Annotated in this window: 10 protein-coding genes and 1 pseudogene; 5 read left to right on the top strand and 6 right to left on the bottom strand. The window is 42.5% G+C overall.

Going from position 1 to position 12,846, the window contains the following annotated elements; genetic code table 11:
• Nucleotides 1–716 precede the first annotated feature (716 nt).
• From pgsA to uvrC, 3 genes are all read right to left on the bottom strand, one after another.
• Nucleotides 717–1,304 carry a CDP-diacylglycerol--glycerol-3-phosphate 3-phosphatidyltransferase gene (gene pgsA / locus FTT88_RS15955; RefSeq protein WP_078190467.1) on the bottom strand — a complete coding sequence of 196 codons (588 nt, stop codon included), beginning with the start codon at nt 1,302–1,304 and terminating at the stop codon, nt 717–719.
• A 104-nt stretch (nt 1,305–1,408) separates the two neighbouring features.
• Nucleotides 1,409–2,203 carry a thioesterase family protein gene (locus FTT88_RS15950; RefSeq protein ID WP_180010639.1) on the bottom strand — a complete coding sequence of 265 codons (795 nt, stop codon included), beginning with the start codon at nt 2,201–2,203 and terminating at the stop codon, nt 1,409–1,411.
• A 133-nt stretch (nt 2,204–2,336) separates the two neighbouring features.
• Complete coding sequence (gene uvrC, locus FTT88_RS15945; protein WP_180042078.1) at nt 2,337–4,136, bottom strand: excinuclease ABC subunit UvrC; 1,800 nt, start codon at nt 4,134–4,136, stop codon at nt 2,337–2,339.
• 178 nt (nt 4,137–4,314) lie between these two features.
• Here uvrC and FTT88_RS15940 point away from each other — a divergent pair, with 178 nt between their 5' ends.
• Nucleotides 4,315–5,373 carry an AAA family ATPase gene (locus FTT88_RS15940; protein ID WP_180065789.1) on the top strand — a complete coding sequence of 353 codons (1,059 nt, stop codon included), beginning with the start codon at nt 4,315–4,317 and terminating at the stop codon, nt 5,371–5,373.
• A gap of 52 nt (nt 5,374–5,425) precedes the next feature.
• Here FTT88_RS15940 and FTT88_RS15935 read toward each other — a convergent pair whose 3' ends face one another.
• Complete coding sequence (locus FTT88_RS15935; protein ID WP_180025935.1) at nt 5,426–5,836, bottom strand: PH domain-containing protein; 411 nt, start codon at nt 5,834–5,836, stop codon at nt 5,426–5,428.
• A 182-nt stretch (nt 5,837–6,018) separates the two neighbouring features.
• Nucleotides 6,019–7,101, bottom strand: coding sequence for a diguanylate cyclase domain-containing protein (locus tag FTT88_RS15930; protein ID WP_180025934.1), 1,083 nt, complete (start codon nt 7,099–7,101; stop codon nt 6,019–6,021).
• On the opposite strand from FTT88_RS15930, the gene FTT88_RS17425 reads away from it, so the two are divergent.
• Nucleotides 7,100–7,225, top strand: coding sequence for a hypothetical protein (locus FTT88_RS17425; protein ID WP_257220820.1), 126 nt, complete (start codon nt 7,100–7,102; stop codon nt 7,223–7,225). The genes FTT88_RS15930 and FTT88_RS17425 overlap by 2 nt on opposite strands.
• A gap of 256 nt (nt 7,226–7,481) precedes the next feature.
• On the opposite strand, the gene lpxO is transcribed toward FTT88_RS17425, so the two are convergent.
• Nucleotides 7,482–8,396, bottom strand: a complete 915-nt coding sequence (gene lpxO / locus FTT88_RS15925; protein WP_078190472.1) for a lipid A hydroxylase LpxO — start codon at nt 8,394–8,396, stop codon at nt 7,482–7,484.
• 470 nt (nt 8,397–8,866) lie between these two features.
• On the opposite strand from lpxO, the gene fadB reads away from it, so the two are divergent.
• From fadB to FTT88_RS15910, 3 genes and pseudogenes are all read left to right on the top strand, one after another.
• Nucleotides 8,867–11,020, top strand: a complete 2,154-nt coding sequence (gene fadB / locus FTT88_RS15920) for a fatty acid oxidation complex subunit alpha FadB (protein ID WP_180050737.1) — start codon at nt 8,867–8,869, stop codon at nt 11,018–11,020.
• Between the two features lie 12 nt (nt 11,021–11,032).
• A complete protein-coding gene (gene fadA / locus FTT88_RS15915) occupies nt 11,033–12,205 on the top strand; it encodes an acetyl-CoA C-acyltransferase FadA (protein ID WP_168379008.1) in 1,173 nt (390 codons plus the stop codon).
• A gap of 117 nt (nt 12,206–12,322) precedes the next feature.
• A pseudogene (locus FTT88_RS15910) lies at nt 12,323–12,846 on the top strand (transposase domain-containing protein); the annotation flags it as partial.

Here is a 12,846-nt window from a genome sequence, read left to right as displayed (position 1 = left end):
GAATAATTCAAGTGAATTTGTTTGAAAGAAGAACTTTAAAAGCTTTATTTTCACCCGATAAAATACCCATAAAACAAGAGGAAGCTCAAATGAGCTTCCTCTTGTGAAAAATTGTGGGACAGCAGTGCCAAAGGGGCTCCTTTTATAAATTTAGAAGCACTGTTATTTTCACAAAACAAAGATGACGTCTGTGTAAGCTTTCATTGGGAAATGATCTTCATCATTGCTGGAATATCTTTTATCCATTGATCAATTTTATTTAAACTTAAATAAATGAATTTATTATTTAAATAATGTTAAATGTATTTTTATCATCACATATATCGATTTTCATTGTTTAAATCCAAACAAAACCTACCAAAATTACTGGCCAATTTGTATCAAAAATTCTTAATGTAAATTTGTGATACATTTCTCAATAAAATACAACATTACACTACAATAAACTCCATGTATTTCTAAATCTGCTTTCCTATAATAGCAATCAAGAAGATGGAAACATCTTCCATAATAGCGATAAGTAACCCCGATTTTCCTTCCCAGATTTCCCCCAAAATCTGGGAATTTTTTTATCCAAAATTTGCGCCAACGTCTCACATTTAACGTCAAGCTCTAATCAAATGAAGCGCTGTTCAAACTAGTCAAACCCTCAATTTTTTTAAAAACTCGGCAATAAAAAAGCCCCGATCACGGAGCTTTTAATAACTTACTTTAAATCAAGGTTGCTTTAAATACGGCCATGCGGCTTTTAAATAAATAAACATCGACCATAACGTTAAAACTACGGCTGTATAGAGCAATCCATACGCCAACATTTCTAACGGTTGCCAATTTAGCAAAAATACTGAGATCGCAATCATCTGAAATGCTGTTTTATATTTACCAACGGTTGAAACCGCAACACTGGTACGCGCGCCTAATTCAGCCATCCACTCACGTAGGGCAGACACCGTGATTTCACGTGAAATAATTACAATCGCTGCAAAGGCCATTGAAATGGTCGGTTGCCATTGCACCAAGACGATCAACGCAGTTGCGACCATCAGCTTATCTGCTACAGGATCGAGAAAACGTCCAAATGCTGAAGTCTGATTTAAACTTCTTGCAAGGTAGCCATCAAACCAGTCAGTGACAGCTGCGATCACAAAAATAGCAGTCAGCAATATATGACGTGACATGCTTGCGGCATGCTCACCCACGCCCATTGCAGGTGGCCAATACGCCACCAACAAAAACACAGGAATTAAAGCAATTCGTGCCAATGTTAAAATATTAGGAATATTCAGGATTCGACCTGTTGTCATAGACACCCCAGTTTTCCCCTCATGCACGATGAAAATGCAGAATAATTTGAGGATTTATCCATCGTTAGTTGCACTCACTTTATACGAAATGCCCCGCAGTGTCACTAGGCAAACACCGTAACAGTCTGTCGCGCAATCGCAATCAACTGGTCATTTTCATCCCATAAATGAGCATATTCCGTAGCGTAACCATCCGCTGCATAATCGGTAAATACTTTATATTTAAACCAATTATGCAAGCTTGATTGCAAGGGATGCACATAGGTTAATGTCCATGTTAAAGAACTCGCAGGCGCCATGGTTTTGTACATAGGCAGCACGCCGGGCGGCCACATATCCATCGAGACCATTAGGTCAGCAACAGTCATCTTACGGTTATCATGACGTTCTGGGTTAAAACGCATCCAACCACTAAAGTCAGGCTTTTGACTTGCTGTACATGGATACTGCCCATCTACCCAGACCAAATCCATTTGCTGAAAGCACTGGGGTGCAAGTGGATGATGTTCGGCAATCTTTAAGCTGCTCACTTCAGGAAAATCGGGTGCTTGACGCTCCTGATTGACGGCAATGCTTGATTCACGTGGAACACCAAAGCTCGCCAATAAAATGCTTTGTACGGCATCATCTTGCCAAAGTCGAACTTCGATAGTGGTGACGGATTTGCCCTGTCTTAAAATTTCAGCACTTAAACGCACGGGCGCCAATTGTACTGGCCCAACAAAGGTCACATTACAACTGAGTAAACGTCGCTGCGGATCGGCAATGGTGGCAACGGCTTTGTGCATCATCATGCCAGCCACTAAGCCGCCATAGATCGTACGTCCTTGCAACCATCCTTCTGGAATCTCAACCCATTCATTGTGTTCAATATGTTGATACAACTGTGCGAGTGACATCATCATCCCTGATCATATTTTTGATTTTTATATCATTGTATAAAAATTAAATGATGTGAATGATCAGTGACTCATGCGTCAATGAGCATTTTGGCAAATTCAGACTTGATGCGTCATCGATTGAACTTAGTCTCTATTCATGTAGGATTTTATAAATGGTGCGCGCCATCACATCGCCTAAGCCCGGCACTAGTTTTAAATCATTTTCAGAAGCCTTCAACACCCCTTGAATGCCACCAAAATGGGTCAAAAGATCCCGACGACGTTTTGGCCCTAAGCCCGGAATCACCTCAAGTACCGATGAGCCGCGCTTTTTATCTCTTTTCGCTCGGTGTTTGGTAATGGCAAAGCGGTGGGCTTCATCACGAACCTGTTGAATCAAATGCAGGGCTTTATGGTCTTCGGGCAATTGGATTTTTTCACCATCGGTAAAGTGCAAGGTTTCCAGACCCGGTTTACGCCCCTCACCTTTGGACACCCCGACCATAAAGGCATCGAGCTCAAGTTCTTGCATGACTTCCATCGCCATGTGTAATTGACCTTTACCCCCGTCAATTAATAGCAAATCGGGCAGCATATGCTTTTTATAGCGGCGGGTCAGCGCTTGACGCATGGCAGCATAATCATCGCCTTCGGTAATATCATTGATGGAAAATTGGCGATAGTCACGCTTTCTTGCGCCGCCCGCATCAAAGACCACACAAGACGCGATGGTTGCCTCCCCCATGGTATGAGAAATATCAAAACACTCAATACTGTCAATCGGCCGCCCAACGACTTGCTCTAACTGATGAAAACGTTCATTCAATTCAAAATGATCAGCCAATTTACCTTTAATCGCATGTTGTACATTCATCTGTGCCAATTCTTGCCACTCTGCACGGGTTTCACGCACTTTATGTTTGATTTGAATCCGCTTTTCAAAGTGTTGGTACAACGCATCTTCCATGTCTTTACGATCTGGAATATCGACATTAATGATGAGTTCCGCAGGGATTTCGTCTGCCACCTGAAAGTAAAAATTGGCAATAAAATCTGAGAGCATTTGCCCCAAATCATCGCCCAACATGTCAGGAAAATAACTCTTTCCGCCGAGCATTTTACCATTGCGCACATGCATAATCTGCACACAGGTCACACCGGCTTGATAAGCAATGGCAATGATATCGGCCTCACCTTTGACTTTATAAATCGCTTGCTGGGTTTGTACATCACGCAGCAGTGCCATACGATCACGATAAAACACCGCCTTTTCAAACTCCAAAGCTTCGGCAGCAGCTTCCATTTTTCCAATTAACTCTTGATTGAGCTCTTTGGTGTCGCCTTGTAAGAAACGAATCGAGTTATTGACATCTTCTTTATAATCTTCGGGTGAGATCAACCCCACACAAGGCGCGGAACAACGTTTAATTTGGTATTGCAGGCATGGTCGTTTGCGCTGTGAAAAATAGCTATTTTCACACTGACGCACATTAAACAGTTTTTGCAGCACCACCAAAGTATCACGCGCGTTATAAGCACTCGGATAAGGCCCGAAAAACTTACCGGCCTGATGCTTCGCTTTGCCTCGCCCTGCGGCAATTCGTGGATAGGGTTTATCGGCTGAAATAAAAATATAGACATAGGATTTGTCGTCACGCAGCATGATGTTATAGGGCGGACGATGCAGCTTAATCAGGTTTTGTTCGAGCAATAAAGCTTCGGTTTCAGAACGCACCACCAAGGTTTCAATGTCGTAGATTCGTGCCACTAAGGCCTGTGTTTTCGGATGTTCAATGGTTTTAACAAAATAGCTCGACACACGATTTTTTAAATTCTTTGCTTTACCCACATACAGCAACTCACCGTCTTTACCCAGCATGCGGTAAACACCGGGTAGAGTCGTCATATTAGCCAGAATTTTTTCAATATGTTCGCGTGCGTTTTCGTTCACTTTTGCCTTGTTCCGTCTTCGATATTGCTCTTTGACATGATGTGATGCTTTTATCTGCATTTTCAAGCAATCCCGCAAATTTATTGTTGCTCATAGCAATGATCTGATTGTTAAAAGCTATTAATGCAAAATTCTAAATTTGCTATGCTCAAAACATCCCGCTTTAGGAACATGATGCATGACGAACGCCAATCCCGCCATCCATGTCGTACACCCGACAACTTCGACGCATAGCACTGCTGAAAAAAACCGTTTGATGGGTAAGCCGCGTTTTCATTTTGAACCGCATGACGTTATGCAACACCTAAAGCAACGGATCATTGGACAAGAAGCAGCATTAGACGAAATTGAAAAAATGCTGCATGTGGTCAAGGCTGATTTTTCCAGTCCTGAACGACCGCTCTCCGTAACCTTAATGCTTGGACCGACAGGTGTTGGTAAAACCGAAACTGTGCGTTTAATCAGTGAAGTGATTTATGGCCGACCTGATGCCTTTTGCCGTATTGATATGAACACGCTCGCACAGGAACATTATGCGGCTGCCATTACTGGCGCGCCTCCGGGCTATGTCGGTTCTAAAGAAGGCCATAGTTTATTTGATGAAGTTGCCATTGCAGGTAGTCATACCCGACCGGGCATCGTGCTTTTTGATGAACTGGAAAAAGCGTCAACCGAAGTGCTTCGCGGCTTAATGAATGTGCTGGATAGCGGAAAATTAACCCTAACCTCAGGTACAAAAACCATCGACTTTCGTAATTGTATGATCTTTATGACCAGCAATGTCGGTGCACAAGCGGCACAGCAATATCTAGATAAGTTAAATTTTTTACCCGAAAAAATACAGAAGGTTTGTCTCAAACGCGTGCCGGTCAGCAGCATTATTGAAAAAGTCATGCAACGTAAATTCGACCCTGAATTTATTAACCGTATTGACCGTGTACTGCAATATCAACCCGTTCAAGATGATGCCTTGCCCCGTTTGGTGGAGATTGAACTGGAAAAACTTAATCAACGCCTACAACATCAAAAACGCAGTATCAAACTCACAGATGCAGCCAAAGCACATTTTTATCAGAACCATGATATTCGTTATGGCGCACGACATTTAGCACGAAAAATACGAGTAGAACTTGAGCCAATTTTGGCGATGTATTTTTTACAGTATCCTGAACAAACTCAATTACACTTAGATGCACAACACGACAAGTTGGTGATCACCGACGAACTTAATTCATAAAAAAGCACGTGATCGCGTGCTTTCTATTGATTTTAAGCAACCAAATTGATAATCAACTTAAGTTGATGCCCAATGCCTGCGCAAAAGCTTGCTGGTCTTTGGGTGAAACCATGACAAATTTGGCTTTCCCCTCCTGCACATATTCGATTTTTAAACGTTTAATCGAAAGCGCAGGCGCAGCAGATAAATCCTGACTTGGACTAACGCGCTGAATCTCGACCAATGGAATACGCCAACGCACAAACATGCTGCGGATATTCAAATGTGTTTTCGTGATTTGATAACGCGTATTGAAAGGCCACCATAAAATCAGCACCGTCAACACGTACACGGCGGTATGAACAGGATATTGCTGCATGGTACCTTTAGCTTGCATCGTCAGTAATAATTGAATGAGCAAGCCACTCATACAAATAATAAATGCGACCACCCACCAATCTTTTTTTGAACGAAAAACTTGCATCTTATCCCCCATCAACAGCTTTTATTCTATACAAGATTTTGAAGGATGCATCTGCTATTTCAGCTTTATTTTTTTGCAGGAAATAAGCGTATTTATCACATTATTTCCAGGAAGATTAAGACCCATTTAGCTCAAGTTTTGCAATTCATCCATTGTCATTTTTGACATTCTCTAGGCTCAGATCACGCTTCTTTCGACATGGGTTGTTCCTGCAAACGTTTATAATTCTTTTTCTCTTGATACATTTTAGCATCGGCTTGTTGTACTAAGCTCATCGCATCTACATAGCCTTGCTGATGGTCTGTTTGACACAACCCAATACTTAAACTTAAGCCTGCTTCCATTTCAGCCACTGCTTCTAATAAACGCGGGATAAAACTCCCTTCCACATGCTTTTCACTACATCCGGGCAAGACCAAACAAAATTCGTCTCCGCCATAACGGAAGCAATGATCATCCGAACGTGCAACCGACTTTATGGCCGCAGCAACCATTTGTAGTACCTGATCTCCACGTGGATGACCTTGTTCATCATTGATCTTTTTAAAATCATTGATATCAATAAACACTACTGTCACAGGTTCATGATTACGCTGTGCGGTATATAAAATACTGGTCAATAAGGTCGATAAATGCCGGACATTTAACAGTCCTGTTAATGGATCGCGCTGTGAAAGCTCTTCCATTTCTTGTGCACGAAACTCTAGCGCATGCGCATACTGTTCCATTTTTTCACGGGAGATCTTCACCTCATTAATCAAACTCCATACATAGGTTTCCACCACCAATGTAGTATCGAACATAAAGAGCTTTTCCAACGTGTTAATAATCCGCTGATATTGTTCCGTATCATTAAAGGTACGCTGAATTAAGCGAAACAACATGGTCTTTAGGGTATGTACCGCAGAGAGATACAACTTCGGCTCTACACCAATGCGCTTATGAACCAAACCAATCCGTAAACGGTTATTCACATACGCGCTGTCATAGCGCCCGGAAAATAAATCCAATAAATATTGATGCTGCGCGCGTTGCAAACGCTTCAAGGTATCAAGATCACCAATCAAAGTGGCAATTTCTGGAATTGAGGTCTGATTTTCATAAAATTCATCAACCATACTGTCGAGTATCGGCGCCACAATCCCACCAATCGAAGCCAATTCCGCCAGCTCTAAATCAGTCAAGCCAAGCAACTGTTTACGTCGTTCTATATCTTGCATCGAAATATGCATTTGATGCATCAATGTTTGGTTGGTTGCTTTCATGAATCGGATCCCCTTCCCGCCAAATCAATCCCTTCAGGCGTTTAAACAGGGTTTCTATGCAGTAGGTCTTCATGCCTGCATGCAAAGCTTCAACCGTTCACCTTTGGGTTTTGGCTATCATTGATGATGACGCTTTTCTTTCAGCTCAACGGTTTTGCATGGGCTTAAGTTCGGACGTCAACATCATATTCCTCGTCTATTGGCTCACTTTTTCTGGCTTATTCTGGTTCTGGCTTATTCTGGCTAACACTATTTCTGCTTTTTGCAGATTTGCTCTGCATAATTATTTTTATTCTGCTTGCACGATAACTGATATTTTGCTGACTGTCAGCATAAAAAAACGCCCCTAAGGGCGCATTTTTTCAATATTTATTCTACTTTTAAAATAAATATGGGCGTACAAAAATCAGGAAGAACAGCCCCAACATTAGGAACCACTTTAAAAAGTAATACAGTGAACGATTGGTTTTTTTCAAGGCTTTGGCTTTTATACGAATTTGATAGACATAGCCAAATACTTTATTTAAACCACCCGTTTTATCACCGCTTTCATTCGGTGAACTCGCAGCAGTCATGACATTTTTACCAAACCAATGGTTAAAAGCTTCCATCCACTTTGACTTTAATGGCCGTTCAACGTCTGCAAAGAAAATAATCCGGTTCTGATCCGTTTTATTTTCAGCATAGTGAATATAGGTTTCATCAAACACCACACTCTCGCCGTCACGCCATGAGTACCGCTGACCATCGACATCAATAAAACAACGGTCATCATTCGGCGTTAGTAAGCCCAAGTGATAACGCAATGAACCGGCATAGGGATCACGATGACGGACTAAACGACTGTCAGGCGCCAACTCAGTAAACATCGCGGCTTTAATAGTGGGTAGATTTTTTAACAAGGCCGTAGTTTTTGGGCAAAGTTCAGCAGCCGAAGGATGGGCTGAGTCATACCATTTTAAATAAAAGCGTTTCCAACCTGTTTTAAAGAACGAGTTAAATCCAAGGTCATCATAAGTACTCGATGCTTTGATGCCCCCTTTTTCATATAAGGCCTTGGCTTCATCACGAATCATTTCCCAGTTTTCATCTAAGACTTTTAAATCTTTAAAATGCTGCGTGTCAATATAGGGTTGGCTCGGCACTTTTGAAAACATGTACATGAGAAAATTGATCGGTGCGAGCAATGTCGAATGATCAAAAAACTGACGATAAAATGAATGACGGACTTTACCGCGTTGCTGGATATAAAACGCAGAAATGACAAAGACCGCCAGGATAATCCACTTAATCATATGAGGACCTGGTGCTAATAAGCATTGTGCTTAATAAAAAATTAACTTTTGAGAACGCGGCGAGTATAGCATAGTGCTCAGTGACGCTTAAATAAGCAGCATAGAACACTGTGTCTCAGCAAAGATGGATGACAATAGTAAAAGTGAATTGACCATTCTGCCGAAAAATACACTTGCTTTTTTCTTGATTTTTTCTTTCGCATCTCAATCTATAGCTTACATTTATAAAAAATGTGAACTGAAACATAAGCTTCAACATATTTAATCAGAGCGATAGCGTTTAAAGGCAGATCCGAAGGCTATTTCCAAAAGAAATTTTGATGACCCTAGCGTCACGGCTTGATACAACTTGTTATGTTCTTTTTAGATATAGTTATCGTAAGATTAGCGAGGCATAAAGTGTACGCAGGAACCGCGTACTCGCTTCACAACATCAACTTAGAAGTCCTCCAAAATAAAGGAGATCAGGCATGATCCACGCTGGCAATGCCATTACCGTCCAAATGCTTTCGGACGGAATTGCAGAATTCCGCTTTGACTTACAAGGTGAGTCGGTCAACAAATTTAACCGCGCAACAATTGAAGATTTTAAAGCTGCAATTGACGCTGTTAAAGCAAACGGTGACATCAAAGGTTTAATCGTTACTTCAGGTAAATCTACATTTATCGTGGGTGCAGATATCACTGAATTCGGTGAAAACTTCGCTCAAGGCGAACAAGCGATTGTGGATTGGGCATTGCCTGTTCACGACATCTTCAATGCGTTTGAAGATCTAAACGTTCCTAAAGTTGCTGCAATCAATGGTATGGCATTGGGCGGCGGTTTTGAAATGTGCTTAGTGTGTGACTATCGTGTGATGTCAGAAGCTGCACAAGTTGGCCTTCCAGAAATCAAACTTGGTATCTACCCTGGTTTTGGTGGTACGGTTCGTTTAAGCCGTGTGATTGGTATCGACAATGCGGTTGAATGGATGGCAATGGCTGCGCCGAAAAAGCCTGCTGCTGCGCTCAAAGACGGTGCTGTTGATGCAGTTGTTGCTGCAGACAAACTACAAGACGCTGCAATTGACCTTGTGAAACAAGCGATTGCTGGCCGTGTAGACTGGAAAGCAAAACGCCAAGAAAAATTAGATCCTGTTAAATTGAACATGCTTGAACAAATGATGGCATTCAATACAGCGAAAGGTGCAGTTCTTGCAAAAGCAAATCCTGCTCAATACCCAGCGCCAAAACTTCTTTTAGACTCATTACAAGCAGGTGCAAGCCTTCCACGTGATGAAGCATTGAAAATCGAAGCGCAAGGTTTTGCTAAAGCTGCGGTAACGCCACAAGCAGGTGCGTTAATTGGTTTATTCCTTAACGACCAAATTGTGAAGAAAACTTCGAAGAAATATGAAAAAGGTGCGCACCCTGTCAACCAAGCCGCTGTATTAGGCGCGGGTATCATGGGTGGTGGTATTGCTTACCAAGCGGCAAGCAAAGGCACACCGATCATCATGAAAGACATTGGTAATCCACAACTTGCTTTGGGTATGAAAGAAGCAAATGGCTTACTGACCAAACAAGTTGAACGTAAGAAGATGAAACCTGCTCAAATGGGTGAAACTCTTGCGCGCATCCGTCCAACTTTAAGCTATGACGAGTTTAAAGAAGTGGACATCGTGATTGAAGCGGTGACTGAAAATCCAAAAGTAAAAGGCATTGTACTTGCTGAAACTGAGAAAAATGTTCGTGACAATACGATCATTGCTTCAAATACTTCAACAATTTCAATCACACGTTTGGCTGAAAACCTACAACGTCCTGAAAACTTCGTAGGTATGCACTTCTTTAACCCTGTTCACATGATGCCATTGGTAGAAGTGATCCGCGGTGAGAAAACATCTGCTGAAGCAATCGCGACAACTGTGGTTCTTGCTCAGAAAATGGGTAAAACACCAATCGTGGTTAACGACTGCCCAGGCTTCTTGGTAAACCGCGTACTATTCCCTTACTTCGGTGCATTTGACCTTCTACTGAAAGACGGTGCTGACTTCCAGCAAGTTGATAAAGTGATGGAAAAATTCGGCTGGCCAATGGGTCCTGCTTACCTCATCGACGTTGTGGGTATCGACACAGGCGTACACGGTGCGGAAGTAATGGCAGAAGGTTTCCCTGACCGCATGAAGCCCAACTACAAAGGCGCAACTTTAACCATGTACGAAAACAAACGTCTTGGTCAAAAGAACGACGTTGGTTTCTACAAATACGAACTTGACCGTAAAGGTAAGAAAGCCAAAGTGGTTGATCCTGTGGCTTACGAACTTGTGGCTTCTGTTGCAACTGCGGAAAAACGTGAATTTGACGCTCAAGAAATTATTGACCGTATGATGCTGACGTTCTGTAACGAAACTGTTCGTTGCCTAGAAGACAACATCGTAGCGACTGCTGCTGAAGCAGATATGGCGATGATCATGGGTGTAGGTTTCCCTCCATTCCGTGGTGGTCCATGCCGTTACATCGACCAAACAGGTGTCGCTGAATACGTAGCGCTTTGCGACAAATATGCGTATTTAGGTAAGGCTTATGAAGCGCCACAAATGTTGCGTGACATGGCTGCTAACAACAAAAAATTCTACGGTTAAGGAGCAACGTGAATGGCTACTTTAAATCCACGTGACGTTGTCATCGTTGATGGCGTACGTTCAGCAATGGGTAAAACCAAAAATGGTATGTTCCGTAACGTACGTGCTGACAGCTTATCTGCTGAATTAGTACGCGCGCTTGTTGCTCGTAACCAGTTTGATACCAATGAAGTTGAAGACGTTATCTGGGGCTGTGTAAACCAAACCCTAGAGCAAGGTATGAACATTGGTCGTAACATTGCATTGTTAGCAGACCTACCACGTACTGTTGCAGGTCAAACAGTGAACCGTCTTTGTGGTTCTTCTATGCAAGCAATCCACACAGCGGCTGCGCAAATTGCAACCAACCAAGGTGATATCTTCATCATTGGTGGTGTAGAACACATGGGTCACGTTGGCATGATGCACGGCATCGACATCAACCCTGAAGCGTCTAAGCACTATGCAAAAGCGTCTAACATGATGGGCTTAACGGCTGAAATGTTAGGTCGTATGAACGGTATTTCGCGTGAAGAACAAGATGCGTTTGGTGTTGAATCACACCGCCGTGCTTGGGCTGCAACACAAGAAGGCCGTTTCAAAAATGAAATCGTGGGCGTTGAAGGTCACGATGCAAATGGTTTCAAAATCCTGTGCGATATCGATGAAGTGATTCGTCCTGATGCAAACCTTGAAGCATTCCAATCGTTACGTCCAGTATTCGATCCGAAAGGCGGTACGGTAACTGCTGCAACATCTTCAGCTTTGTCTGACGGTGCTTCTGCAATGTTGCTGATGTCTGCTGAACGTGCTCAAGCTTTAGGTCTTAAGCCACGTGCTGTGATTCGCTCTATGGCAGTTGCAGGCTGTGATGCTGCGATCATGGGTTATGGTCCTGTACCAGCAACTCAAAAAGCGCTTAAACGTGCTGGCTTGTCTATCGCAGACATCCAAACGTTTGAATTGAACGAAGCGTTCGCTGCGCAAGGTTTATCTGTTCTTAAAGGCTTAGGCATTTATGACCAACAAGACCGTGTGAACTTGAACGGTGGTGCGATTGCATTGGGTCACCCATTGGGTTGTTCTGGTGCGCGTATCACAACGACTTTGCTGAACGTGATGGAACAGCAAGATACACAAATCGGTCTTGCGACCATGTGTATTGGCCTAGGTCAAGGTATCGCGACCATTATCGAACGTGTTTAATATTTAGTTAAATACTGAGATAAAAGAAACCCCGCTTAGTGCGGTAATGCCAGTCAGTTAAGCAAATTTTAGTAAAATGTAGTAAAAATGAGTGTATGTGAATACGCTCATTTTTTTATGTCTTTATCTGAACATTTAGAATCCACTCTTGAACATTCTCTCCCATCACTCAACCATTTTTGTGAACTTATTGATTTAAATTGGATTGAAACAAGCCTGCATCAAACAGGTAAGGCATCAAACAGGTAAGGCATCAATCAGAAGGAGAAAATTACCTGCTGAGCATGTGGTTTGGCTTGTTATTGGGCTTGCCTTGTTTCGAAATCAACCCATCAGCTATGTTGTAGAGCAATTAAACCTCGTGTTTGGTACAACAGAATATTGTGTTCCTAGTGCAGCAGTCCAAGCACGACAACGTTTAGGACAAGAGCCTTTAAGTACCTTATTCTCTCTGCTCAGCCAAGCATGGTTTGATGAAACACAGCAACAATATTCAAGCTTTCAAGGACTTAGTATATGTGCTGTTGATGGGGTGGTTTGGTCTATGCCGCTGACCGAAGAGAACTTTAATCATTTTGGCTCATCTAAAGGTAAAACTGCTGTAGCACCTTACCCACAAGTGAGAGCCACGTGCCTAGTCA

Source organism: Acinetobacter sp. YH01024 (assembly GCF_013420195.1).
GTDB classification, from domain to species: domain Bacteria; phylum Pseudomonadota; class Gammaproteobacteria; order Pseudomonadales; family Moraxellaceae; genus Acinetobacter; species Acinetobacter amyesii.
This window is presented reverse-complemented; position numbering and strand designations above follow the sequence as displayed.

Bases quoted from the DNA above. Each gene is read 5' to 3' on its own strand.
- pgsA (WP_078190467.1), bottom strand. From the start codon at position 1,304: ATGACAACAGGTCGAATCCTGAATATTCCTAATATTTTAACATTGGCA.
- FTT88_RS15950 (WP_180010639.1), bottom strand. From the start codon at position 2,203: ATGTCACTCGCACAGTTGTATCAACATATTGAACACAATGAATGGGTT.
- FTT88_RS15940 (WP_180065789.1), top strand. From the start codon at position 4,315: ATGACGAACGCCAATCCCGCCATCCATGTCGTACACCCGACAACTTCG.
- FTT88_RS15935 (WP_180025935.1), bottom strand. From the start codon at position 5,836: ATGCAAGTTTTTCGTTCAAAAAAAGATTGGTGGGTGGTCGCATTTATT.
- FTT88_RS17425 (WP_257220820.1), top strand. From the start codon at position 7,100: ATGAATCGGATCCCCTTCCCGCCAAATCAATCCCTTCAGGCGTTTAAA.
- FTT88_RS15930 (WP_180025934.1), bottom strand. From the start codon at position 7,101: ATGAAAGCAACCAACCAAACATTGATGCATCAAATGCATATTTCGATG.
- lpxO (WP_078190472.1), bottom strand. From the start codon at position 8,396: ATGATTAAGTGGATTATCCTGGCGGTCTTTGTCATTTCTGCGTTTTAT.
- fadB (WP_180050737.1), top strand. From the start codon at position 8,867: ATGATCCACGCTGGCAATGCCATTACCGTCCAAATGCTTTCGGACGGA.
- fadA (WP_168379008.1), top strand. From the start codon at position 11,033: ATGGCTACTTTAAATCCACGTGACGTTGTCATCGTTGATGGCGTACGT.